At 64.1% G+C, this 24,665-nt stretch carries 16 protein-coding genes; 5 read left to right on the top strand and 11 right to left on the bottom strand.

Features of this window, described 5'->3' with window-relative positions; all coding sequences use genetic code 11:
• Positions 1-168 precede the first annotated feature (168 nt).
• Together GNK13_RS10855 and GNK13_RS10860 are read right to left on the bottom strand one after the other, a co-directional pair.
• Positions 169-4,038 carry an ATP-binding protein gene (locus tag GNK13_RS10855; RefSeq protein ID WP_164102545.1) on the bottom strand — a complete coding sequence of 1,290 codons (3,870 nt, stop codon included), beginning with the start codon at positions 4,036-4,038 and terminating at the stop codon, positions 169-171.
• Positions 4,039-4,137: 99 nt separating this feature from the next.
• On the bottom strand, positions 4,138-5,370 hold the full coding sequence (locus GNK13_RS10860) for a metallophosphoesterase family protein (RefSeq protein ID WP_164102546.1): 1,233 nt from the start codon (positions 5,368-5,370) through the stop codon (positions 4,138-4,140).
• A gap of 534 nt (positions 5,371-5,904) precedes the next feature.
• Between GNK13_RS10860 and GNK13_RS10865 the strand changes: the two genes are divergently transcribed.
• Entirely contained in the window at positions 5,905-6,831 is a 927-nt protein-coding gene (locus GNK13_RS10865) for a hypothetical protein (protein ID WP_164102547.1), read from the top strand.
• A 208-nt stretch (positions 6,832-7,039) separates the two neighbouring features.
• Here the strand turns inward: GNK13_RS10865 and GNK13_RS10870 are convergent, their stop codons facing one another.
• The 9 genes from GNK13_RS10870 to GNK13_RS10910 form a co-directional block, all read right to left on the bottom strand.
• Positions 7,040-7,648 (bottom strand): bL17 family ribosomal protein, encoded by a 609-nt coding sequence (locus tag GNK13_RS10870; RefSeq protein WP_164102548.1) that lies wholly within the window; start codon positions 7,646-7,648, stop codon positions 7,040-7,042.
• A gap of 81 nt (positions 7,649-7,729) precedes the next feature.
• The gene (locus tag GNK13_RS10875) at positions 7,730-8,728 is read right to left on the bottom strand and encodes a DNA-directed RNA polymerase subunit alpha (RefSeq protein WP_164102549.1); all 999 of its coding nucleotides are present in this window, start codon (positions 8,726-8,728) and stop codon (positions 7,730-7,732) included.
• 65 nt (positions 8,729-8,793) lie between these two features.
• On the bottom strand, positions 8,794-9,177 hold the full coding sequence (gene rpsK, locus GNK13_RS10880) for a 30S ribosomal protein S11 (RefSeq protein WP_164102550.1): 384 nt from the start codon (positions 9,175-9,177) through the stop codon (positions 8,794-8,796).
• Positions 9,178-9,399: 222 nt separating this feature from the next.
• The gene (rpsM, locus tag GNK13_RS10885) at positions 9,400-9,771 is read right to left on the bottom strand and encodes a 30S ribosomal protein S13 (protein WP_164102558.1); all 372 of its coding nucleotides are present in this window, start codon (positions 9,769-9,771) and stop codon (positions 9,400-9,402) included.
• 542 nt (positions 9,772-10,313) lie between these two features.
• Positions 10,314-12,989 carry a c-type cytochrome domain-containing protein gene (locus tag GNK13_RS10890; RefSeq protein ID WP_164102551.1) on the bottom strand — a complete coding sequence of 892 codons (2,676 nt, stop codon included), beginning with the start codon at positions 12,987-12,989 and terminating at the stop codon, positions 10,314-10,316.
• A gap of 104 nt (positions 12,990-13,093) precedes the next feature.
• Positions 13,094-15,574 (bottom strand): DUF1549 and DUF1553 domain-containing protein, encoded by a 2,481-nt coding sequence (locus GNK13_RS10895; RefSeq protein WP_164102559.1) that lies wholly within the window; start codon positions 15,572-15,574, stop codon positions 13,094-13,096.
• A gap of 216 nt (positions 15,575-15,790) precedes the next feature.
• Positions 15,791-18,280: a PPC domain-containing protein gene (locus GNK13_RS10900; protein ID WP_164102552.1), complete on the bottom strand. Its 2,490-nt coding sequence runs from the start codon at positions 18,278-18,280 to the stop codon at positions 15,791-15,793.
• A 52-nt stretch (positions 18,281-18,332) separates the two neighbouring features.
• The gene (locus GNK13_RS10905; protein ID WP_235935045.1) at positions 18,333-19,640 is read right to left on the bottom strand and encodes a DUF1501 domain-containing protein; all 1,308 of its coding nucleotides are present in this window, start codon (positions 19,638-19,640) and stop codon (positions 18,333-18,335) included.
• 512 nt (positions 19,641-20,152) lie between these two features.
• Entirely contained in the window at positions 20,153-20,929 is a 777-nt protein-coding gene (locus GNK13_RS10910; protein ID WP_164102553.1) for a sensor histidine kinase, read from the bottom strand.
• A gap of 147 nt (positions 20,930-21,076) precedes the next feature.
• Between GNK13_RS10910 and GNK13_RS10915 the strand changes: the two genes are divergently transcribed.
• From GNK13_RS10915 to GNK13_RS10930, 4 genes are all read left to right on the top strand, one after another.
• On the top strand, positions 21,077-21,319 hold the full coding sequence (locus GNK13_RS10915; protein ID WP_164102554.1) for a hypothetical protein: 243 nt from the start codon (positions 21,077-21,079) through the stop codon (positions 21,317-21,319).
• Positions 21,316-22,095, top strand: a complete 780-nt coding sequence (locus GNK13_RS10920; protein ID WP_164102555.1) for an SDR family NAD(P)-dependent oxidoreductase — start codon at positions 21,316-21,318, stop codon at positions 22,093-22,095. Before GNK13_RS10915 ends, GNK13_RS10920 begins: the two co-directional genes overlap by 4 nt.
• Positions 22,096-22,618: 523 nt before the next feature.
• Positions 22,619-23,803, top strand: a complete 1,185-nt coding sequence (locus tag GNK13_RS10925; RefSeq protein ID WP_164102556.1) for a GIY-YIG nuclease family protein — start codon at positions 22,619-22,621, stop codon at positions 23,801-23,803.
• Between the two features lie 40 nt (positions 23,804-23,843).
• Positions 23,844-24,593: an MBL fold metallo-hydrolase gene (locus GNK13_RS10930; protein WP_164102557.1), complete on the top strand. Its 750-nt coding sequence runs from the start codon at positions 23,844-23,846 to the stop codon at positions 24,591-24,593.
• Positions 24,594-24,665: the final 72 nt, after the last annotated feature.

A 24,665-nucleotide genomic window follows, 5' to 3' on the forward strand; every position in this document is an offset into this window, starting at 1 on the left:
CTCACCCTAACCCTCTCCCCCACGGCTTGGCTGCGGAACTTTCGTTCGCAGCCAAGCCGCGGGGGAGAGGGGACCGGAAAACTGCACGACCTCCAGGGGGAGGGTGTCCTTCTGGTGTTCTGACAGAGCCTAGCCCCCGGTTCCTTGCGGCGCGGTGAAAACCGGACGCTAGCGCGTGGCGGCTGATTTATCGGGCTGTTCAGCTAGATTTTCGTTCCACCACGCGGGGGACCGCTGCCAGACTTCGGCCGGGGCGGCTTGCTCCGATGCGGCTGGCTCTTCGTCCCACTCGCCAGCCAACTCCCGCTGGTACCAGACCCAGTCGAGCTCGGCTTCGTCGACGGACTCGGCGACCGGTTCCTCGACCTCCGGTTCTGCCGGCTCCGGTTCTGCCAGTTCGGGTTCCTCGACCTCAGCCACGGGCTCTTCGACTGCCGGTGGTTCGGGCTCGGGTTCCAGTTCCAGCTCGGGCTCCAGTTCAAGCTCGGGCTCGGGCTCGGGCTCCGGGTCGAGTTCGGGTTCGGGTTCGAGTTCGGGTTCGAGTTCGGGTTCGGGCTGCTCGGCCACCGGGGCTTCGACCTCTTCCTCCGCAGCGACCTCCTCGACCTCTTCTTCGACCTCCTCCTCGAGCACTTCTTCTTCGACGATTTCTTCTTCGATTACTTCTTCTTCGATCGCCGGCGGGGCGACCAGTCGGGCTGGCGGGGCCATCAATTCCGCCACGCCAGGTTGGCCTTGGGGCGGCAGTAAGCGGACTTGGACATCGATCTCGTGGAAGATTTCGGCGATGTGATCGTGGCAGGTGAACATCAGCACTTGGTGGCCGAGCTCGGCGAAGTGCTTGAGAGTTTTTGCGGCGTGGAAGGCGCGGGTGCGGTCGAAGTTCACGAGCACGTCGTCCAGGACCAACGGCAACATCACGCCGCGGCGAGCGTAGGCGGCGGCCAGGGCGAGGCGGAGGGCGATGAAGACCGCTTCCCGGGTGCCACGGCTGAGCAATTCGATCGAGAGCGATTTGCCGTCGCCGTCTTCGATCTTCAGCTGGTTGGTGCCGAGCGGCGTCCAGATCCGCACGTACTTGCCATCGGTCAACTGGCCGAGGAACGAGCTCGCTTCGCGGAGGGTTTCGGGCTGGCGTTCCTTTTCAAAGGTCGCACAGACATCCTCCAGCAGCCCGCTGCTGATCGCCAGGATCTGCCACCGCCGCTGGACCGCCTCGATCTGCCGCTCGACGCACTCCATCTCGAGCTGAGCCTGGGAGAGCCGGCGGTCTTCGGCGAGCGTCCGCATCTCCTGCGCCAGCTCACCCTGCCGGGTCTGCAAGCCCGAGATTCGCTCTTCGGTTTGCGAAATCCGTTCGGTCAGCGCTTCGAACCGGCGTTTCAAATCTTCGGCTTTGGCGTTTTCCAGTTCGCGAGCGACGTCGTCATAGTCGCACTGCGTGCCGATGATCTTGCGAATCTGGCGGTCGGCCTCGTCGGCTTCGCGGCGCATCTCGACCAGCCGGGCTTTGGTATCGACCATTTCATAGAACTGTTCGGCGGTCGCCACTCCGCACTTGGCCCACAGCGAGCGACGCATCCCGTCGATCCGCTCGATCGCGCGAGCGTGCGAGGCTTGCTGCTTTTTGAGTTGCTGGTCGTGCTCGATCAACTCTCGGCGACGTTTGATCCAGTGCTGCTGGCGAGCGAGTTCTTCGTGCAGATGGTTGAGCTGCTCGAGCGGGCCTTTGCGGAGCTTCGCGTGGGGCGTCTTGCTCACCTCGCCGCGGCGGTGCGAGGGAAGCTCGTCGAAATCGTCTTCGTCCTCCTCGTCCCGCCGGCGGTGGCCTGTGGATTTGGCGTCGGCGGATTTGCCCTCGCCCAGCTTCGCTTCCGCGGCCGACGGACTGTCCGGTCCCATCGCTTCGAGGTACAGCGACTCGATCCGTTTGGCCAGGGTCGCCAGTTCGCGTTTTCGCTGATCCCGCTCGTTTTCGAGCGACTCGATCCGGCGGCGATCGGCGACGACTGTTTCCCAGCCTTCGGTGAGTTTGCGGATGCTCGAGGGGGACATCGATTCGCTCAGCCCGAGCGACTGCAGGGTCCGCCGCCACTGATTGCGCGCGGTCTTGAGCTCCTGGGCGGCTGCCGTGGCTCGGCTGCGGGCGGCTTTGTAGCGTTCGAGGGCGGCTTGATGGCCGTGATAGGTCGGCAGAAGCCCCTCGAGATGTTTGTGCAATTCCTCGGCTTCGCGAATCCGCGATTCGGTGCTGCCGGTCCCCGAGGGGAGGCGAGCGTCGATGTCGTCCCGCTCGGCTTCGATCTCGCGGATCTGCCGCCGCAGCGTATCGATCTGGCGGTCGCAATCCTCCAGGTCGAGCGTCGTGCCCCGGTCTCCCCGCTCGCGGCCCAGGTACCACAGGGACAGCGCGAGAAAACCCATCATGATCGAGATCATGCCCCACGTCGGGTCGGGCTCGCTGACGAACGTTTCGAACCCGAACAGGTGGAACAAGCCGTAGGCGACGGCGATTCCCCCGAACAAAAACGGCACGCCGAGCAGGATTGTCCGCTCGACCGGCAGCGCTTCGGAGGTGGCCAACTCGAGCGATTCCTGTTCGAGATCGCGGAAGTGGCGGCGGGTCTTTTCGAGGTGTTCTTCGATCTGCAGCCGCTGGCGGAGCAGCGTGATCGTGGCTCCCTGGCTCTTGATCGCTTCGTGCAGGTTCGTCGCTTGGGAGCCGTCGAGCGATTCGTGCAGCCGAGCAGCCAGGGTCTCGGCTTGCTTTTGATCCCGCTGGCTCTCTTCGCGAGCCCGCTTCAGCTGGTGGAGTTGCTCTTTGACGTTGCGGGCTGGGGCGGCGAGGGCCGACATGGTTTGGCGGCTCATGTCGGGGAGAGAAGTCCGCCCGCCGTCGGCCAGGCTGAGCCGGTCTTCCTCGTCCATCCCGAGCTTCTCGGCATCCGTGTCGAGCTCGTGCCTTGCTTTCTGGATCTGTTCTTCGAGTCGGCGAATCTGTTCCTCGAGCGCCTCGACCCAAGGTGCCTGTTCGCCGGCCGCTTCGATGCGTCCTTGCAATTCGACCAGCCGCCGCGACAACGGCAGCGCGGCCGCTTTTTCGCGGAGCTCACGCCGCTGCTTTTTGATCGCCTCGACTTTCTCCTTCCGATCCTGCAGCTGCGCTTCGAGCTGGACGAGCTGCCCCGGGGCCTCATCGGGAACTTCGACGTCCCCTTCCTGACGCTTGATCCGATTCCAAAGATCGTGGCGGGCGACCCACGTTTCGCGAACCGAAGTGGCGACTTCCACACAGCGAGCTTCCCGCTCCCAGTCCGCCAATCGGCCGCGGAGCGTCGTGATCTCCTGGTCTTGAGTCCGTCGCTGCGTCGCCAACTCCGCCCAGCGGCGGCCCCGCGAAGTCAGGTCGGTGACTTCGTCGCGGAGTTTCTCGCGACGATCGACGAGCGCCTCGAGACGCCCCAGTTCGTTCTCTTCCTTGCTGGCATCGATCAACCGACCCCGCGCCTGACGCAGTGCCCGCATCACGTCGACGAGCGAGACGCGGTCCAGACCGCTGCTGAGCTTGTAGAGCTCATCGGCCGCCGAAGTGTCGTCGAGCGTGCTCAGCTCCTGCAGCTCGCGAAGACCGATCGCAAACACGTTAGTGAAGATCGACTCATCGATTTGACCGAGCAGCATCGCCAACCGGTGCGAGCCTTGGGACAATCCATCCTGGCCGGTCACGGAGAGATGTCCGACGACGCTCTGATCGGTGGTCGCGCCGTCGGTCGCGTGGGCGCGGCGACGGATCTGGTAGCCGCCGCCAGGTCCGGTGACCCGCATCGCACCGCCCGGCGTGCCGCCGAAGACGGGCGGCAGGTAACGTTCGCGGCGGTCCGGAGTGAATCCATAGAACGACGCGCGGATGAACTGCATCAGCGTCGTCTTGCCCGCTTCATTGGGGCCGTAGAAGAGCGTCATTCCGTCGCTCAACGAGTCGACGCCGAGATCCGTCCAGACGCCGAAGCCGTCGATGTGAATGTCTTTGATTTTCACTTGTCGTCGCTTTCCCAGTCATTGGGTCGTCGATCTGCGGGCACTCGGCCCCAGATCGAACAGAACGTACGCAACTTGGTTTTCGCCGCCTCGGGCTCGCTACAGCTTGGGCTTCCCGCCGCGCAGCAACTCGACACCGAGCAGCGTCGCGTCGTCGAGCAAGGCCGGTCGAATGGCCGGGTCCGCATCGGCCAGCGCCGCCGCCGTCGAGGGTGACAATCGAGGATGCTCCTCGGTCATCGGAGCCAGATTCAAATCGCGGGCAGCGGTCTTGCGGTGCCGGTCGCTGGCCCGCAGGAAATCGCCCAAAATCGTGTCCTCTTCTTGCCACGCCTTGGGGTACCGCTGGGGAGGTTTCACGCGGAGCGAGATGCTCCAGGCAGCCGGATTTCCGTTGCCGAATTCCCGTCGCAGCCAGGTGAGTAGCTCGGCCGGGTCGCCCAGTTCGGCTAGCGCCTCGCCGCTGGCCGGCTGCAGTTCCCAACCGATCAGCAAGTGGCGGTCGCCGTGTTCGTTCAGCAATCGCGAGACGCGGCTGCCCATCAGCTGCCGCACGTTGTCGCCGCGAGCCAAGTCGGCCGCGTCGAGCTGGACCTGGCAGTAGCGAAAGGTGTCAGCATCGACGGCGTGCACGCGGGTGCTGTGGTCGGCATCGACGTCGATCAAGTGGAAGCCGTGCGGGCCCACTTCTTCCAGCCGGCGGCCTTGAGGCGATCCACAGTAGACGGCGCCAAACGTCGCTCCGTCCTCCATCACTCGCCGCTGGTGGCTCCCCCCGAGAGCCCAGTAATCGAAGCGGGCTTCGGCGAGCGCTGACGCTTCGGCCGGTCCGTAACCCATGCCGATCGTGAACTCGTCGGTTGGATCGATCCGGTAGGAGGGAACGTGGATCGAGCCGTGCCCTTCGCTGCTCCGCCCGACGACCAGAGCGATCGTCTGCCCGGCACGCTCGATCGGCACGCTCGCCGCTCGCCCGCGGGGCAACCGCGTCACATTCTCGGGCAAGGGGATCGCCTCGGGCCAACGCTCGGGCGTGTCGGCGCTGCCAGCGGCCCAGAGCACCGGAATGTCCCGCTCAGCCAGGGCGTCAAACTGGTCGACCAGCATGGCCATCCCGCGCGGGCCGGCCGCGAGGGGATTGAGCAGATCGCCGCAGAGCAAAAGAAAGTCGACGTTCTCGATCACCGCCGCTTCGAAGACCGCTTCGGTTGCCTTCCACGGAGCCTCGGAGATCGCGTCCCGGAGATGCTTGGGCAGCTCATCGAGATCGGCGAGCGGACGTTCGAGATGAAAGTCGCTGGCGTGAATAAAGCGAAACGATTCGCCTGGCATCGGATTCCCTCCCTGGGCCAAGTGGCTGCCTCCATGACGCCGTGCACGCTGCGGAGCGGAAGTGCGTCGAATGCATCACGCCGGGAGTTTAACGCAACGAGGAAAGATGGTCCAAGCCGTTTTCGGGAAACTTGAGCCGAAATTCCCGGTTTGCGGAATTTTTCAGGCACGGCATAGTTGCCTTTCGCTCCGCGAAAGCTGCATTTCTACCGCTACTTTCGCGGGCATAGTTGCCTTTCGCTCCGCGAAAGCTGCATTTCTACCCCGCTACTTTCGCGGCGCGAAAGGCAACTATGCGGAGCGAAAGGCGACTAGGGGTGCGGCGTTTCGGCTACATGTGCTGTTCGGACGCATCACGGTAGCGAGCCTCATTTCGCCGGGGCCGTTTGCTATATCCCGTTGCTGATTCTCGAGTTACGCGGGATCCCGGCCACCGCACGCGGGCTCCGGTATCCCGGATGCGGAGAAGGGGTGCAAGCACACAATCCCCGCCCAGAACGAACCGCACCTCAACCTTACCGCAGCCCGCCCGCGATGCATGCCGTTCAACTTGCCGACCTTGCTTCGATCCTGGCCCTGCATGGCCCTTCGCTGCTGTTTCGCCGTGAGCTGATCTCGGAAGAGGCGCTGCATGCGTACTGGAATGCAAGTCGGAGCCGCTCGGAGTCGTGGAAGCGTCGGCTCGGAGAGTATCAGCAGCGGGAGCGCAGCGGCGGGTCGGTCGAGCTTCAAGCATGGTGGGAGCAGCACTATCCGCTGCTCGAGGAAATCCTGCTGAGCGAACCGCTGACGCGAATCTATGCCGCGCTGGCCGCATCGCTCGATGCGAATCGTGACGCGGAGCAGGTCAGTCCGATCACGCACTCGGTCTTCCTCCAGCATCTGGAGGCGCGGAACCGAGTCCTGCAGATGATGATCTATGGCCGTGGCTCCTCGGTCGAAACCGCGGTGCGACTGAACCGCCTCCGGGCCGCTGTTGAAAGCTGGTGCGATGCGCTGCTTGGACGTCTCGGATGCTGCCCCGAACCGAACGGTCCTCTCCCAAAAAGTTCCCAGTCGCAGGACGCGGCACAGGCATGGGAGCGCTATGCCATCGATCCCCTGCGGGCCCGGGGCTTTGCCGAAGAGGCGCGACAGCTGCCCGAAGGGACCGCCCGCGATACGGCGGGATGGTTGCTGACCGCGGCGATGCGAGAAACCCTCTCCCGCCGCAGCCAATCCGAAACGGCGAGTCCCGAGGCCAATCAACAGGTCAGCGACGCGGTGCTGATGTGCCTGCGTCCCGATCTATTCGATTCGGTGGGCGTTCTCAAATCGCTGTGGCTGCACCGGCTGCAGCGCGGCGCCGAGCAGGCCGATCGCGTTCTCGAGGAGCTCGCCGGCAGTGACATCAACGCCGGCCCCACCCTCAGCGGCTACGAGATGGTCCGCGACATCGCCTTCGGCCGCTGGCTGGCTTAACGGAAAAGCGGGGAACGCCCAGGTGCAAGCTCGTAAGTGGTCGAGTCGTTTAACGGCAAGCCGAAGGCGACTGCTCTTTTAAACACCGTCGCCTTCGGCTTGCCGTTAAACGATTTTGGCAAGAGCACCGTGCGTGACCATAAAAAAACCGCCCACTGACTTCAGCGGGCGGTTTGCGAACGATCATGAGGCCGAGGGCGCTTCCGCTTTAGGCTTCGGCGGTTTCTTCTTGCGGTTGCTCGCTCGGGGAGGGCTCATCGGCGAACGACGGGCGCTCGGCCTTGCGGCTGACGCGATCGTTCTTACCGACCAGCTCGAGGATGGCCCGTTCGCCAGCGTCACCGAGCCGCGGGGTCGCCAGCCGCACGATGCGGGTGTAGCCACCCGGACGATCGGCGAAGCGGGGGGCGATTTCGGAGAACAGAATCGAGACAGCTTGCTTGTCGCCGATCAACTGCAGCACGCGACGGCGAGCAGTCACCGCGGGAGCCCGCGTCTCGGCCCACTTCCGCCAGTTGTCGCTCTCTCGCCACTTCTTCCACTCGTCGCTGCCGTGCTCGGCGTCGGTGCCGAACTGCAGCGAGGCTTCTTCGGCGAGGATCGCTTTCTTGGCGATCGTGATGCACTTCTCAACCAGCGGACGGACTTCCTTGGCCTTGTGCAAGGTGGTCGTGATGCGACCCTTGACCTTCGGCGCGTTTTCGTCCAATTCCGCATCCCGTTCGGTCAAGAACAGGGCGCTGGCCAAGTTCTTGAACAACGCTTTCCGGTGACTGGGGCTGCGGCCCAGTACACGGCCTTTACGTCGGTGTCGCATAGCAGTTTCTTCGGGTCAGATGGTTTTTGTGTCGCTATAGGGAAAGCGGCGAGACGCGTCGGGGGCAACCCGCGGCGCGTCTTACCGCGAGGCCCCGGCATTCGGGACTCGCATCCCGAGGTGTAGGTCGAGAGCGGCCAACTTCGCTTGCACCTCGTGCAGCGTCGTATCGCCAAAGTTACGGACTTCGAGCAACTGATCTTCGGTACGCTGGACCAGGTCTCGGAGCGTACGAATGTTTTCGGATTCCAGGCAATTGTTCGCCCGGACCGACAGCTTGAGATCCTCGAGCGGCATGTTCAGCTTGTGCTCCAAAGCCGCATCGCCACCGCCGCTGGCCGCGGTCCCGCGACCGCCGGAGAAGATGCTCGGGCCGAGCTCCTGATACTGCACAAACGGGTTGATGTGTTTGCGGAGGATCTTGGCGCCTTCGATCAGAGCCAGCTCGGGAGTGATCGACCCGTCGGTCCAGATCTCCAGAGTGAGCTTGTCGAAATTCGTCTTTTGGCCGACGCGGGTTTCTTCGACTTCGTAGCGGACCCGGGTGATGGGGCTGAAGACGGCGTCGATCGGGATGATGCCGACTTCGTGGTCACCGGTGCTGTGTTCGGTCGAGGGAACGTAACCGCGTCCGCTCTCGACGACCATTTCCATCATGAACGGAACGTCGTCGGTGATCGTCGCCAGGACGTGCCCTTTGTTGATGATCTCGACGTCCGAATCGGTCTCGATGTCGGCACCGGTGATCACCCCAGCCTTGTCGCGTTCGACCGTGATCACGCGCGTTGCGTCGCTGTGGTTTCGAACGATCAAGCTCTTGACGTTCAGGACAATGTCGGTGAGGTCTTCGAGGACCCCCGGAATCGTCGTGAACTCGTGCTGGGCACCCCGGACCTTGATCTGGGTCACCGCACTACCTTCGAGGCTCGAAAGCAGCACGCGGCGAAGGCTGTTGCCCACGCTGTTGCCAAATCCCCGTTCGAAGGGTTCGGCGACGAATTTGCCATAGGTGCCGGTCAGCGTTTCGCGATCGACTTCAACGCTGCTCGGCAGTTCCATTCCACGCCATCGGATATGCATGGCTCGCGAAACCTCGGCTTCGGGGAGGGGGGATGTGCGGTGGGAGAAGAAAGACGCGTCGGACTTTAGACGCGACGTTTCTTGCGAGGTCGACAACCGTTGTGCGGAATCGGCGTCACGTCTTCGATCAGCTTGACGTTCAAGCCGGCCGCCTGCAGCGAGGTGATGGCCGATTCGCGTCCGGAGCCGGGGCCCTTGACGCGGACGTCGACGTCCCGCATCCCGAACTTGGTTGCCTTTTCCGCGGCCTGCTGAGCGGCGCACTGACCGGCGAAGGGGGTGCTCTTACGGCTTCCCTTGAAGCCGCACGTGCCGGCACTGGCCCAGCACAGCGTGTCGCCCTTGGTGTCCGTGATCGTGACGGTCGTGTTGTTGAACGTCGCGTGGATGTAGGCGACCCCCGCACTGACGTTACGACGCACTTTCTTGCGTTTGTTCGTTTTGGCCACCGCGATGGCACTCCAAAAAAAGGATCGTGAGCGTTGTCTGAATAATGGTTTGGGATCGGACGCAGCTTCCGCCGACTGGCCGATTCCAAAAGCGGCCAAGGCCGGTCGAAAATGCTTTCGCCGAGGAGCGGCCGAGAGAGGTTCGCGGCGGACTTGCCGAGCGAGGATTCGCTTCGGCTCGCAGTAGGCGGAATCCCCAGGTAGGAGTTCCCGCCCCGCGAGTTAGCGCAGGTCCTTGACGCCCTTCTTGCCGGCGACCGTCTTCCGCGGGCCCTTGCGGGTCCGGGCGTTGGTCTTGGTCCGCTGGCCGCGAACCGGAAGGCTCATGCGGTGGCGAAGACCGCGATAACTCTTGATTTCACGCAACCGGGCGATGTTCGTGCTCAACTGCCGGCGAAGCGGACCTTCGACGGTGTAGTCGCGCTCCAGCATGGCTGCCAGACGGCTGACTTCGTCTTCCGCCAAATCGCTCGCCGGGCGGGTCGGATCAATCTTCAGCTTCTCGCAAACCTCGCGGGCCGTGTAGAGCCCGACTCCGTAGAGGTAGGTCAACGAGTACTGAATTTGCTTGTCGTTCGGGATGTCAACGCCCAACAGCCGGGGCATATCGCAGACTCCTACGCGAAACTACGGGTCGTACCGGGTGAGCGTCGTGAACCAGGGATCTATTCCGCACCACCATGAATCCCGGAATATAGCCGCTGGTGTGACGATTGCTCAATGGGGTTTCAACGGAAAAATGCCATCAACTCGAGCCGCTGGGCCACCGATAGCGGGTGGACCCGCAAGACCGAAGTGGCCGGAGGGAATTTAACGACTCGGCCGAGTTTCGCCTATCCCCGGCCGAACCACCGGTGCGTGCCTTGACTCGTTCGCAAAATTCCTGAGCCGACGGCGCTAGCCTCGGGGGCCGCAGCGGAAATTCCGGGGCGGCAAGGCAACCCGACGCTAGCGCTCGGTTTGAAGACTCCCGTTCGGCATCACCCTCCCCCCGGGAGGGTCGGGCTCGCAAGCCCGGGGAGGGCCTGCTGAATCCCGCCGCGTGGAGAATCTGGGTCGCGCATCACCCTCCCCGCTCGTTCCTCGTGACCCTCCCGGGGGGAGGGTGATGTGGCGGGTTTTCTGACAGCGGCTCCTTATCCTTTCGGGTAGGCCGCTTCGTAGAGTGCACGTCGATCCTGAATTTTCTGCAACTCACTCTCGGCGGTTGCGGCCGCTTCGGCCGCTTCGGCCTGTGCCGACTCGAGAGCCCGCTTGGTCGCTTTCAGCTCATTCACCTGAGCTTGGAGCTCTTCCATCTGTTTGCGGATCGCAGCCAGCTTCTCGTCCTCGGCGGTCAGTCGCGTTGTCAGCTCGGTCGCCTCGGCCATTTTTTGTTCAGCGACGGTGCGATTCTCGGTGAGCGTTTTCTCGATCCTTTGGTGGGCCGCTGCGAGTCGCTCCGCCTCGCCGAGGAACGCCTTGAGGTCCGCGTCGAGCTGGGCGACCGTGGCCGCCGCCGCGGCACTGGCTGCCGTCTTTTGCTCGGCGTCCGGTTTGAGCTGATCGCGGCGAGCCGTCAGATCTGCCACCGCTTTTGCCGCGGCAGCCTGTTGGGCCTGGAGTGTGGTGAGCGCGTCAGTCAGCTTTTTCGCTTCCGCAGCGGCCTTCTCGGCCGCTTCGGCCGCGACCTTTTGGGCCGCTGCGGTCTCGGTCACCTTAGTCTGCAAGGCTTCCATGGCCGTTTGCATCGCAGCGACTGCCGTCTGCGTCTTCTGCATCGCCTCGGTCGTTTTGGCAACCTCGGCGGTGGAGGCAGCGACTTCCGCTTCCAGAGCGGTGGCCGCCGCTTTTTGGGCTTCGAGCTGTTCGGCAAGAGGCGTCCGCTGCGCCTGCAGCTCAGCCAGCTTGGCAGCACTCGCATCGGCAGCCGCCTCGGCATCGGCAGCCGCCTGCTCCGCTTCGAGCGTCTTTTGCAGTTCGGCGATCTGGGCGTCGACGGCGGCCAGTTGGGTCGCGGTTGCATCGCGTGTGACGATGGCTTCCTGGAGCTTGGCCTGTCGCTCGCCGAGCAGCTTTTGGGCTGCATCGCGGGCGGCGGTTTGCTGCGTCAACTGCGCGGTCAGCTCGGCAATTTGCTTGGCCTGGGCATCGCGAGCGGTGACCGCTGCCGTGTGCTGGGCTGCGGCGGCGTCGGCTGCGGTGCGCGCCTGGGCCATCGCGGTTTGAGCCGCTTTGGCTGCGGCATCCGCAGCGGTGAGTTTCGCCTGAACCTCTTCGGCCGCCTTGGTCGCGGCAACGAGTTCGGTTTCGGCGGCGGTGACCAGGGCGACCGCGGCTGCTTGAGCGTCAGCGGCTGCTTGAGCTGCCTGCTGGGCCGCCTGCAGTCGAGTTTGCAGCGTCTGGGGATTCGACGCCAGCTGCATCGTTTGAGCCGGATCCTCAACTTTCCACAGCTGGATCTGTCCGGACCAATCGCCCGCGACGACGGCTTTCCCATCGTGGGTGAAAGCGACTTCGAGGATCGGTTCGGGCATCGGCGGGAATTCGCGGACGAGTTTTCCGGTCGCGTCCCAGACTTTCACGAGGCGGTCTTTACCCGCCGTCACGATGCTGCCGTCGCGAGCCATGTCGATCGCCGTGACGCCGCCACCGTGGGCGTTGAAGCTCTTGACCTCTTTGGAGCTGACGATATCCCACAGCTTGACGGTGCCGTCGAGGGATGCCGAAGCGAGCAGGTTGGAGTCGGAACGCCAAGCGACTGCTCGGACGGCGTCTTTGTGACCGGCAAAGTCGGCGTACAAGCGGCCGGTGTCCCCTTCCCACACGACCAAGCCGCCTGCCCGGTCGCCGGACGCGAGCAGGATGCCATCGGGGCTGTAACGAACCGTGTAGATCCAATCGGTGTGTTTCTTCAGCTCGAGGACTTTTTCGCCAGTCGCCATGTCGTGGACCCGCACCAACCGCTGCGGACCGCCGAGAGCGACGCGGGTGAGCCGATCGTTGATGTCTGAACCGAGCACGATATCGAGCTCATCGCCAACGCGGGCGACGCGATCGCCGGTCTTGATGTCGTAGAGAATCGCCAGCCCTTGGCTGCTGTGACGCCCACCGCCGACCAGCAGGTAGCGGCCATCGAGGGAGAACGTCAGCGACTGAGGCTCGCCTTCGGGGAACGGCAGCACGCCAGCCAATTGTCCGTTGTCGGTGTTGTACAGCACGACTTGATCCTGACCACCGACCGCCACCAGCGGGGCCCACGGGCTAGCCTGCAGGGCCGTGGCCGCCGCCGGGCGCTCGGTCACCACCGAAGGCTGCTTCCAAACGCTTTCGGGCATCGGCGGCGGGCCTTCCGGGCGGCCGTCGGCCGAAGCGGAAAAGGCGAGCGCGGTGGTCTTCTTCTTTTTCACTTTCGAGCCGGCGTTCTCGAGCAATCCGCCCTCGATCCAGCTCCGCACCACCGCGATCTTTTCATCCGGCAGCTTGTCCTGCCCGGGAGGCATCACCGGGGTGTCCTCGTGAGCCATCAACTGCCACAGGCGGCTCGACTCCGGATCGCCCTCGAAGACGACTTCGCCCCCGGCTCCCCCTTCGATCGTCGACGCGTAGGTATCGAGGGCGAGACCGCTCTTCGCCTCGTTCTGGTTGTGACAGGTGAAGCAGTGCTGTCGCAGGATCGGATGCACGTGCTCCTCGTAGGTCACTTTCGCCGGAGCGTCGGCGGCGGCGACCGTGCCGGAAGATGCCGAACCGAAGAAAGCAGGGCCGAAGGCCGCGGGGCCTAAGCCAGCCAGCACGAAAGTCGAGACGGTCGGGAGCAGCTTGAGACGCATGGCAGGATTTCGAGCAAAGGCCGTTCGGAGGGAGGACAGCGATCCGTGCAGCAAACGACTCACTGTAAAGCGAGCCGCTTGCCGCGGAGCGAGCGGAACTCGGATCAGTGGTTGAAGACGAACTCGCGGCTGTTGAGCAGCGCCCAGAAGACGTCTTCCAGACCTTGCTGCGGGTTTGCCGCGGCAGCGACCTGTTCCTGAAGTTTCGTCTGCTCATCCGCCGTGGGCGTGCGTCCGAGCACCCGGATGAACAGCGTCTCGATGACCTCGGCCGGCGTCTTTTTCTCATCCAGGAGGCTCTTGACCACGCCCCCTTGGAGGATCTTGTTGTGGACCGAGGGGCCGTTGAGCAGGTGGAGGGCTTGCGAGAGGCTCGGATCGGTCGAGGCTTCGCATTCGCAGACCGTATTGCGGGGAGCCCGCCCGAAAGCGGTCAGGAAGTAGGTGCTCGTCGAGCCGTCGGCGATCTGCACCGCGCGGGCTCCGAGCGGCAAGCCGCGGAATTTATCCTTCGTGGCGGTCACCTGGGACAGGCAGTCGAGCAGGTTCTCGGCCGGGATCCGGCGAACCGTCGCGTAGGCGTAGTTCCGCGTGTCGCTGCGGTTCGAATCGTTGGGCGTGACGCTCCGCTGGTAAGCGTGGCTGTTGCAGATGTCGCGGACCAGACGCTTGAAGTCGAAGTCGTACTCGGCCAGCTTCGCCCCGAGCGTCTCGAACAGTTCCGGGTTGCTCGCCGGGTTGCTGACGCGGATGTCGTCGACCGGTTCCACCAGCCCGGAGCCCATGAAGTGCGCCCAGACGCGGTTGGCGATCGACGTGCCGAAGTACGGGTTGTCCGGAGAAGTCAACCAGGTGGCAAGCACTTCGCGACGATCTTTGCCGCGGGTATCGGGGGCTTCGCCACCGAGGAATTTGGGCGCCATCACTGCGTTGCCGACCGGATGGCGGACTTCGCCACCTCCGCGGTTGTAGACGATCTTCTCGCGGTAATCCTCGCCCTGCTTGCGACCGATCTGGCTGAAGAAAGCCGCGAAGCCGTAGTAGTCGTCCATCGTCCAACGGTCGAACGGATGGTTGTGACACTGGGCGCACTGCGTGCGGATTCCGCCAAAGACTTGGGCCACGTTCTCGGCCGTCTTGAGCGTGTCGCGTTCGAGCTCGTAGAAGTTCGTCGCCGGGTTGGTGAACGTCCCACCGGTGCTGCTCAGCAGATCGCGGACGGTCTGGTCAAACGGCACCTCGCGAGCGAACTGGTCGGTCAGCCACTGGTTGTAGAGGAAAGCCGATTTGTAGCTGACGACGTTGCTGCTCTTGATCATCAGCAGCTGAGCAAACTTCATCGCCCAGATTTCGCTGAACTCCTTGCGTTCGAGCAAGCGGTCGATCAGCTCGGCCCGCTTGTTCGGAGCCGGATCGTTGACGAACTGGCGGTATTCCTCTTCGGTCGGCAGCAGTCCGGTGATGTCGATCGTGACTCGGCGGAGGAATTCTTCGTCCGTGCACAAGTCGCTCGGCAGGATCCGCAGCTGTTGGAGCTTTTTGCCAACCAGTTGATCGATGTAGTTGCCGGAGATTTCCGGCGGCGTGTACTGGAGGTCCTTGGGCAGGGCCAGCACTTGGCTGCCGACGGTGTGGGTATCGAAGCGAGCCATCACGAAGGCTTCGCCGCGGACTCCGGCCACGACGCGGCCCTCTTGGTCGATCGCTGCGGTCGAGGCGTTGTTGGTGCTGAAGGCGGCCAGATTGGTGACGTCGCGAGTCGTTCCATCGGCGTAGCGGGCGACGGCCAAGAAGCGCTGGGTGCTCCCCTCGCCTTCGATCACCGCTTGCGGCGGATAGATCGCGACCGACTCGACGGCCGGCGGCATCTTGTCCGCAGCGTCTTGCGGGACGCCAGCCTCGAGCCACTCGAGCATCGCCTTGTAGTAGGGCGAATCGACTTCAAACCGTTTTCCGCCGGTGTGCGGAACCGCTCCGATCGATTTGAGCAGCAACAGACTCTGGTCGGGGCGAGCCAGGTTGACGCGGCGGAACCCGATTTCGCGGGTAATCCGCTGGTAATCGCCCGCCGGATCGAATCCGAACAGGCTGAGGTTAAACCCGTCTTTGCCGCGGGCCGCTCCATGGCACGAACCGGTGTTGCAGCCCGAGCGGGTCAGCACCGGCATGATGTCTTTGGTGAAGCTGATCGGCGGGTGGGCCCCCGCGTTGGTGACTTTGACCGGGATCCGCACCTCGCTGCCGCCGTAGTTGCACACCAGTTCGGTCTCGCCGTCGGCGGCCGGGCGGAGCGTGGTGCCGTCGAGCGTCACGAGTTTCGGGTTGCTGAGCGTCCACTCGGCTTCCTCGGTCACGTCGACCGTCACCCCGTCGGGGCGGCTCATCACGGCGATGAAGCCTTGGTAGTCGCGGTCCGAGTCGAGCAGGATCTCGGGCGGATAAACATCGACGCGAGGCGTCGCCGCTGGGCTGCTCTTGGAGGATGGGGCGGGTTCGGGAGCCGGCTCGGCCGCACTCGCCGCCGAAGTCATCAGGGCCGCCGACGTCATGACTGCCAGCGCAGCCCAGATCACGTTGCCGAACATCACCGGTGCGCGGAGACCCCGCGCGAGGCTGAGCCGGAGAGCGCCGGAAGGCCGGCAAGCACCGGGGTGCCGGCAAGCACCGGGGTGCCGGACGGTACCGGAGTCGAGCATTCGGAGTTGCGGATTGTGGGACATGCCGGACCTAAACGTGTGACGGTGTCATGTGGCGCGGCGGTCGACCTCCACTGGCCAAGGCCGCCGGAGAGGAACCCAAGATTATTGATTGTTCGCGCGCTCAGCCCGAAGTTGTTCGAGTCGGGTGAGCGGTTTTGGCGGAGCCGCCGCAGCGGGCTTGGCCGGTTCGGTGGGCTTAGCCGCCGGTTTCGCAGCCGGAGCGGGAAGCGGTTTGTCGACTTGCAGTTCGCCGGTGCCGACCGTCTGGCGGATCTCCCCCTTGGGGTGGTGGACGATCGCTTGGCAGACCAGCGTCTTGTGGTTGCCCGGCCGCGCGTCGGCTGCGATCTCAACCGGGAAGACCACTTCGGTCGTGTCCTTGGTGATCGGCTGCGTCGCTGCCGGGGAGGTCACCCCGGCGGGCAGCCCGACCAGCGTCACTTCGGCGGTGCCTTCGAATTCGCGGGCCACTTCGACTCCCACGATGACTTGCGATGTGGCTCCCTGTTCCGCCGCCGCTTTGGTGAAGCTGAAGTTGAAAAACACATCTTCGACCGTCAGCTCGACCGGCAGGGTGGCTGTCTGGATGGCACCGTTGCCGATGTCCACGTAGGCGGTCACGAGCATCGGCCAGGTGCCAACGGCAGCCGAGCCATTGGCAGTGATCGGGATCGTCACCTCGTTCTGCTCGGCAGCGATCACGCGACTATTGTTCGTGCTGATTCCCGGGGGGACATAGAGCAGCCGCACCGGAATGGCATTTTTGTAACTGTCGTTGCGGCGGGCGACGACTTTCAGCTCTGCCGAGCCGTTGCGAACGATCGGGACGGTCGGAGCAACCAGTTCCAGATCGACCGGCGATGGTTCGGTGACGGCGACTGCCACGCGGTCGGTATCGATGCCCCACACGTCGACGCGGTTTTGGCCGCGGATCAACTTGTGACGCTGCTTGAGTCCGCCGGTGACTTCGGGCGTCCCGCTGGTCGGCTTCGCGGTCAGAGCCGCCAGCGCTCCGGCCAAGTCGGCGCCGGGGTCTGCCGACAGCAGCAGCGGAATCGTGGGGCGATTGGCGGGCATTGTGAAGGTCGTCGCGGTGATCCCCGGCGGCAGGTCGAGCATCGCGAGATCCAGATCGCCGCCAAAGTTGGTCCGGGCCGCGTTGACCATCACCGCGATCCGATTCCCCTTGGGGACGGGCAGGTCGATCGGTTCATCCTGCCGAACTTCGGGGAGGCTGAGGGTCAATTGCGGCTGAGCGACTTCGATCTCGATCCGATAGGCATACTCCGGACCGCCACCTCGCAGGTGGTCGTAGAGCCGGATCACATAACGGCCATCGGCCGCGGCGGTGAATTCGGCCAGCGCGTCGGGGCCTCCCGAGTCGTCATTGCCAGCGATTCGCTTGCCTTCGGGGTCGAAGATATCGGTGACCGCGTCGAGCGGCGAGCGAAGCATACCGCGGGCGAACACGCGGGTGACGATCTTTTGCCCCTTCTTGGCTTCGAACGAGAACGAGTCGTAATCGTTTTCGCTGCCGATCTGGCCGCAGATGGCGATCGGCAGGGGGTCGGCGATCGCCATCGGTTCGCGATAGTTATCATTCGGCTCGGTTTCGACCGTGACCGGCATCGGCAGCACGCGGACCAGGTTCGGCGAGGGGGCGATTCCCGTCTCCGAAGTGAACGAGACCGGATGCTCGAGCGATGGGTTGGCCGGCAACTCGAGCGGCGCCTTCCAACTGCTGCCGTCGACGCCGACATAGGTCGCCTCGATCTTCTGTCCCGGCTGGCCGCCGGCGGGAATCACAGCGACCGGGCGGGGAAAATCGCCGACATGCAGTCGATAGTGGAAGTTGTCTTCGCCACCGAAAGCGCTGTCTCGGACGACGATCGTGTACGTTCCGTCTTCGGGAGCCTTGAACGAACAGAGCGGATCTTGCTGCAACAGCGCCGCATCGTCGCTGGCCACCTGCTCGAAGCGGCCGGCGTCGAGAATCGCCACGAAGGGATCGAAGAAGTTCGAGTTGTTGCGGGGGTAGTAGGCCAGCCGCGTTCCCTCGAGTTCGCAGGTGAGCGTCTGCCCCGCTTTCAGATCGACGGAAAAATAATCCTCGTCCTCGCGGGTGATGACACCTGTGACCGTCGAGTTGACCTCGATTTTTTGCGGAGCCGCAAAATCGCTGTTCGGTTCGGTTTCGGCGACGATCGGCAGCGCCCCGACGCTGAGGAATCGCAAGTTCGAGATGCCGGTGGCGGTGACCAGCCGGAAGGGATACAGCCCGGGCTGGAGTTCCGGAGCGGTGACGATCGTCAGCTCAACGCTCTTGTTGTCGATCGGCTTCAGCTCGCTGACCTCGATCAGCATTTTGCCGTCGGCCGATTTCTCGCTGCCGGTGCTGTGCCACAGGACCTGGCGAGCGTCCTGGAGCCGCGCGCCGCTGAGCGTCACCTTCGTCGTCTCTCCACGGCGAACGCCGGTCGGCAGGATCCCATCGACCACCGGCTGGGCGGCGCCGGCGAGCGAGGACGAAGCCACGAGGAGCAATGCCGGGAGCACCGCCGGAACCAACGCGAGAACAGATCGTGGGAGCATGTCGGACTCGGATCAGGTGGAAAGCGACAGGGCGACGAGCGGGCGATCGCGACTAGGCCAGCAGCGGCTCGATCACTTTGCCGCCGTCGACGATCTCGACCGGGCGGTCGCCGGGCGACATCAGCTCTTTGTCGGCGACGATTCCCAGCAGGTGGTACATCGTGGTGGCCAAATCTTCCGGGCTGACCGGGTCGGTCTCCGGTTCGGTCGCCGTGGCGTCCGAGGCTCCGTAGATCGTGCCTCCCTTGATCCCGCCGCCGGCCAGCATCACGCTGAACACCTTCGGCCAGTGGTCGCGGCCCGCGTCGTTGTTGATCTTCGGGGTGCGGCCGAACTCGCTGCTGACCATGACCAGCGTCGAATCGAGCAAGCCCCGCGATTCGAGGTCGTCGAGCAGCACCGACAGGGCCTGGTCGAGCGGCGGCGTCTGGCTCTTGACGGCGCGGGTGATGTTCTGGTGGTGGTCCCAGCTGCCGTAGGTCAGCGTCACCAGGCGGGTGCCGGCTTCGACCAGGCGACGCGCCATCAACATCCGCTGGCCCGCCTGATTGCGACCGTAAGCGTCCCGAAGCTTCGCATCTTCCTTGTCGATGTCGAACGCTTCGCGGGCCTGCGGCGAATCGAGCAAGCTGTAGGCCCGCTCATAGAAGGTGTCCATCGCGCCGACGTTGTCGGCCGAGACCATCGACCCGAACCGGGTATTGATCGTCTCCAGTGCCGCTTTGCGACGGGCGAACCGCTGGGCATCGACGCCCGAGGCGAGGTCGAGGTCGCGAACCTTGAACCGCGGGTTCTGCGGGTCATCGCCGAGGGCGAAGGGGCCGTAGGACGAGGAGAGGTAACCGCTGCCGGCGTACTCGTTGGGCACGTTGGGGATACAGATGTACGGCGGCAGGTTGTTCCGCGGCCCGTACTCGTGGCTGATCACGCTGCCGAAGCTCGGGAAGAGCAGTGCAGGGCTCGGCTTGTAGCCGGTGAACATGTTGTGCGTCCCACGCTCGTGAGCCGCTTCGCCGTGGGTCATCGAGCGGATTACCGCAAATTTGTCCGCTCGAGCGGCCAGCTGGGGAATCGCCTCGCTGAAAACTTCGCCCGTCTTGGTCTTCACCGTCCCCATCTCGCCGCGATATTCCAGCGGGCTATAGGGCTTCGGGTCGAACGATTCCTGCTGAGCAATCCCTCCCGGCAGGAAGATGTGAATCAAGCTCAGCGCCTTCGGCTCCAAGAAGTCGTACTGCTTTTGAGCCGCACGCGCCTCACGCAGCATCAACAGATCGGCCAAGGTCAGACCAAGACCACCCGCGGCTCCGGCTTGGAGAAATCCCCGGCGGCCGATGCGGTTTCCATAACACCTATTCACGAGCGACGTCTCCGGTGGTGAGCTAAGGACGCAGTCGAGGCGTCGGACCGAGCCAACGGGAAAGGTGGGAATCGCAAGCGAGACTCCATTCCGTACGGCCGAGTCCGGCAACCCAAGGCTGCCTCGGGGCGAAAGCACGCTATCGAGGGAAACGCTCCAGAGCGGAGAATGGCTCCACCATTGGAAGCGGTATTTCCACGGGGGTGGGTAAGGGAGGTTCGGAGAATCGCACCGAACCGGGGGGCGAGACCGTATTTTAAGGGGGCCGCAGCCCAGAGTCAAGTTTCCGCAGAATGCGGGAGGCGGGAGGCGGGAGTATCCTTCAAACGTACTCGTACTCGTACTCGTACTCAGCGCAGCGGTACTCGTACTCGTACTCGATTCCCAATCTGAAATCTCGGATCTGAGATCTCCGATGCGACCCCGTCTGCTGGCAAAGGCGAGTACCGCTGCGCTGAGTACGAGTACCGCTTCGCTGAGTACGAGTACGAGTGGAGAAACCTGAAACCTTCCTAAGCTGCCGCTTCGGTTTTGGCCGGTTCGGCGATTGGGAGCCGGATGATGAACATCGTCCCTTTGCCGACCGCGCTCTCGACACGGATTCGGCCTTGATGGGCTTCGATGATTTCGCGGCAGACTGCGAGCCCTAGCCCGGTTCCCCCTTTGCCCGTTTCGTCGGGACCCGCTTTGCTGCTGTAGAAGGGGGTAAAGATCTTGGGCAGATCCTCCGCGGCGATCCCGCCTCCCGAGTCGCGGACCCGCAGCACGACTTGCCGCGACTCGGCGTCCGGGGCCAGCGAGATCCGCAGCGTCCCGCCGTCACGCATCGCTTGCCGCGCGTTGACCAGCAGGTTGATCAGCACGCGCTGGATGTCGTTACCGTTGGCTAGCGCCGGTGGACACTCGGTGAATTCCTTGACGACCGCCACGCGGTACTTTCGCAGTTCGCGTTCGAGCAGCACGAGCGTATCTTCGACGACTTGCTCGATGCGCGTCGGCACAAAGTCGTCGCTCCGGTTGCGCGCCTGGGCCAGGATCGTCGAGGTGATTTTGGCCGCGCGCTGCGAGGCGTCGAGGATTTTGCTGAGCGCCTTGTCGCGGGTCGCATCGTCGCGATGCCGGAGCCCCATCTTTGCGTAGTTCAACACCGTCATCAGGATGTTGTTGAACTCGTGGGTCGCCGTGCCAGTCAATTCGCCGAGAGTGGCCAGTTGCTGAGACTGCCGCAACTGCCGCCGCAGCATCTCGATTTCCTGCCTGGCTTCCGCCAACTCGCTCGGCTTGCTCATTTGCCTATTTCCGTCCCTGGGTACTTTGTGAAGCCGCCGCCAATGCGACTCCGGTTCGTGCCGTACGTCTCCTATCGTCGGACTGCGATAGGCGGCTGCACTTCCAATACCTACAATCCGCAGCCTTTACCAAGCGGAGGGATTCGGATGCCATCAGAGGAACTGACCACGGTCTCCAAAGTCGCCTTGCTGCGGCAGCGAATCGCCGACGCCCGGCGACTTGGCGTCCGCATCCGCAGCGAGTGGCTCGGTGGTGAGACCGGCGGAGGCTGTGAGATCGGCGGGACTCGCTGGATCTTTCTCGATCTGTCGCTGTCGGTCGAGGAACAACTCGGCCAACTCAGCGACGCGCTGGCGATGTTTCGCCTCGAGGAACCGAGCAAGCTATGACCGAACAGAAAGTTGCCTTCGTCACTGGCAGCGGTGCGCCGAGAGTCGGCAACGCGATCGCCCGACGGCTGGCGGCCATGGGATTTCGGATTGCCCTGCACGCCAACTCGAGCCTCGAGCATGCCGAGCAGACCGCGGCGGAACTCCGCGGTCAGGGAGTCGAGACGAAGATCGTGAGCGGTTCGCTCGAGGAGGCCGAGCGGGCCGAGACGCTGGTCGACGAAGTGACCGCGGCGATGGGCCGGATCGACGTGCTGGTCAACAGCGCCGCGATCTGGTACCCCACGCGGCTCGAAGAGGTTACCGCCGCGGAGGTCCGCCGCTACCTGGAGATCAATGCGCTGAGCACCTTCATGGCCGCCCGAGCCGCGGGGCTGCGGATGGTGGAGCAACCCGAAGGCGGGGTGATCGTCAACATCGGCGACTGGGCCGTGGCCCGACCCTACCTCGACCACGCAGCTTACTTTCCCAGCAAAGGCGCGGTTGAAGCGATCACCCGCTCGTTGGCGGTCGAATTGGCGGAACGCAACCGAAGTGTCCGCGTCAACTGCGTTCGCCCCGGACCGGTGCTGTTGGCCGAGGATATGCCGGAAGAGAAACGCCAAGCGGTCGAGCAATCGACGCTGCTCAAACGGGTCGGAACTCCCGAGCACATCGCCCACGCCGTCCAGTTTCTCGTGGAGAACGATTTCGTCACCGGCGTCAGCCTGCCCGTTGACGGGGGGCGGACGATCTACGCCAACGACGCTCTGCAAACCACCCACCGGACCGGCTGAGAGCCAGTACCGAGTACTCAGGACTCAGGACTCAGGACTCAGGACTCAGGACTCAGGACTCAGGACTCAGGACTCAGGACTCAGGACTCAGTCTTCGGTCGCTGCTTCGATCTGGGGCCTGGAGCGTTTGTGTCCGCTCAGGCGCGGCTTGTCTCGCCTGTTCGAGCTCTCCCGTGACATCTGACTGGCTCGGGTATCTTGCGGGGGGTAGGAGTGGTGGCCAGCTTGCCTCGGATGGGCAAACTCCGGACACTTGGAAAAGTTGACACAACCAGCCGCGTTCGGCGGTGTCAGGAAACCCTGAGCCGACGGCGCTAGCCGCGGGTTCTGCAGCGGAACATGCTGGGCTGCGAGGCCCAAGGGTGGGCTGCGAGGCCCGAGGGTGGGCTGCGAGGCCCGAGGCTAGCGCCTACGGCTCAGATCGGTCGAATCCGGCCGGTCTTCTGGCAGAGCTTGACGCGTTGCGGCTGATCGACGGTGGATGGGCGAATGATGGTTCACGGACGGCATCGGCACGGACGCAATGTGGCACGATGATGAAACATTTTCGGAGTTCGGCTCCGATCCTCTGAACCCCCATCCGCCGCGGAGCCTGGAGCGGATCGCGGCGGCGAAGCGCGAGCATCTGCGGGCGGCGGTCCGCGAGAACTGTCCGCGAGTCCCCGGCGTCTATGGGATGCTGGACCGCGAGAACCGGCTGATCTACGTCGGTAAATCGAAGAGTCTGCGGTCGCGGCTGCTGAGTTATTTCCTGCCCGCCAATGCGGCAGAGAAAGCGGGCAAGATCCTCGAGAACGCCCGCGCGATCGTCTGGGAGACGCAGCCGAGCGAGTTCGCCGCGCTGCTCCGCGAACAGCAATTGATTCGCCGCTGGACGCCTCGCTGGAACGTGCAAGAGATGCCGCGGCGGCAGCGTCCGGTCTATCTCTGTTTGGGGCGAGCCCCGGCGGCGTATTTTTTTCTCTCGCGGTTGCCTCCCGAAGGTGTCGTGGCCTGCGAGGGGCCGTTTCGGGGCGCTGGGCGGATGAGCCGCGCGGTGGAGACGCTCAACAAATTTTTTCGGCTCCGCGACTGCAGCAACACGCAGACCTTCTACTTCTCCGATCAACTCTCACTGTTCGACCTCGGCCAGCGGCCGGGGTGTTTGCGGTACGAGATTGGAACCTGCAGCGGTCCCTGCACCGGAGCGGTCTCGCACGCTGGATACGAGTTGCAGGTCAATGCCGCCCGCAGTTTTCTGGATGGCTTCAATGACGAACCGCTGGTAGCGACTCGCGAGTCGATGGAGCAGGCGGCGGCGGCGATGTGTTACGAGCGGGCGGCCCGGCTCCGCGACGATCTCCGCGGACTCGAATACCTCTATCGCCAGTTGGGGCTGCTGGCCGACGCCCGCCGCCAGTACACCTTCATCTATTCCGTCCCTGGCTACGATGGCTGTGGCGTTTGGTATTTAATCCGCGGTGGTGAGGTCAGCGACGTGGCGCGGGCTCCCACCTGCCCGACGACTTATGCCGCTGCCCGATCTGGACTGCAGCGATGGCGGAAGGAAGCTGCGATCGAACAGCAACGCGGCCACGGCCCCTATCCCCACACGCTGTCGCTGGTCGCCGCTTGGTTTCGCAAAGACCGCAGCCGCCTGGAGCGGACCTTTCAGCCCAGCGAAGCGGGCCGCAGGTACCGAAGACTAGCCCGCCAGACGGTCGCCTGAGTCCCTCTTGCCCGGCCACCGATCTGGTATCTTTGGAGCCATGCGATTCCATTGCCTTGGCACAACTGGCTACCACCCCAACGACCGCCGTCAGACGGCTTGCTATTTTTTGCCCGAGGCGGGGCTGATGCTCGACGCCGGCAGCGGGCTGTATCGCATGCTGCCGTTGATCGAGACCGAGACGCTCGACATCTTTCTCAGCCATGCCCATCTCGACCACATCGTCGGGCTGACGTACCTGCTCGGAATCTTGCACAAGCGGCCGGTCGAGCGATTGCGAATCTGGGGCGAGCCGCCGAAGCTGGCCGCGGTCCGCGAGCATCTGTTCGACCCGCTGATCTTCCCCGTGCCGCTCGAGGCGGAGTGGTGTCCACTCGCAGCCGGAGATCGCGTCGAGGTCGGTTGCGGTGGACGACTCGAAGCGTTTCCGCTCACGCATCCCGGCGGCTCCTTAGGATTTCACGTCGCTTGGCCGAACGGTCGCTCGCTCGCGTATGTGAGCGACACGGTGGGCGATCCGGCAGCCGATTACGTGGACCGCATTCGGGGCTGCGGTCTGCTCGTCCACGAATGCTATTTCCGCGACGAGCACCACGATTGGGCGACGCGAACCGGTCACACCTGGACGACCCGCGCCGCCCAAGTCGCGGTAGCCGCCGAAGCCGAGCGGCTGCTCTTGATCCATATGAATCCGTTCGAAGTTGGCGACGACCCGGTCGGCATCGAGTCGGCCCAGAAGATTTTTCCCCACACCACGATCGCCGAAGACGGCATGGTGCTGGAGGTTTGAGTGCCGGTAGCCGGGAGCCGGGAGCCGGGAGCCGGGAGCCGGGAGCCGGGAGCCGGGAGCCGGGAGCCGGGA

It is taken from the genome of Candidatus Laterigemmans baculatus, assembly GCF_010367455.1.
Lineage (GTDB): Bacteria > Planctomycetota > Planctomycetia > Pirellulales > Pirellulaceae > Laterigemmans > Laterigemmans baculatus.

Coding starts and splice junctions, on each gene's coding strand:
- GNK13_RS10890 (WP_164102551.1), bottom strand. CDS start 12,989: ATGCGTCTCAAGCTGCTCCCGACCGTCTCGACTTTCGTGCTGGCTGGC.
- GNK13_RS10915 (WP_164102554.1), top strand. CDS start 21,077: ATGCCATCAGAGGAACTGACCACGGTCTCCAAAGTCGCCTTGCTGCGG.
- GNK13_RS10900 (WP_164102552.1), bottom strand. CDS start 18,280: ATGCTCCCACGATCTGTTCTCGCGTTGGTTCCGGCGGTGCTCCCGGCA.
- GNK13_RS10865 (WP_164102547.1), top strand. CDS start 5,905: ATGCATGCCGTTCAACTTGCCGACCTTGCTTCGATCCTGGCCCTGCAT.
- GNK13_RS10920 (WP_164102555.1), top strand. CDS start 21,316: ATGACCGAACAGAAAGTTGCCTTCGTCACTGGCAGCGGTGCGCCGAGA.
- GNK13_RS10930 (WP_164102557.1), top strand. CDS start 23,844: ATGCGATTCCATTGCCTTGGCACAACTGGCTACCACCCCAACGACCGC.
- GNK13_RS10925 (WP_164102556.1), top strand. CDS start 22,619: ATGTGGCACGATGATGAAACATTTTCGGAGTTCGGCTCCGATCCTCTG.
- GNK13_RS10870 (WP_164102548.1), bottom strand. CDS start 7,648: ATGCGACACCGACGTAAAGGCCGTGTACTGGGCCGCAGCCCCAGTCAC.
- GNK13_RS10875 (WP_164102549.1), bottom strand. CDS start 8,728: ATGCATATCCGATGGCGTGGAATGGAACTGCCGAGCAGCGTTGAAGTC.
- GNK13_RS10910 (WP_164102553.1), bottom strand. CDS start 20,929: ATGAGCAAGCCGAGCGAGTTGGCGGAAGCCAGGCAGGAAATCGAGATG.
- GNK13_RS10895 (WP_164102559.1), bottom strand. CDS start 15,574: ATGTTCGGCAACGTGATCTGGGCTGCGCTGGCAGTCATGACGTCGGCG.
- GNK13_RS10860 (WP_164102546.1), bottom strand. CDS start 5,370: ATGCCAGGCGAATCGTTTCGCTTTATTCACGCCAGCGACTTTCATCTC.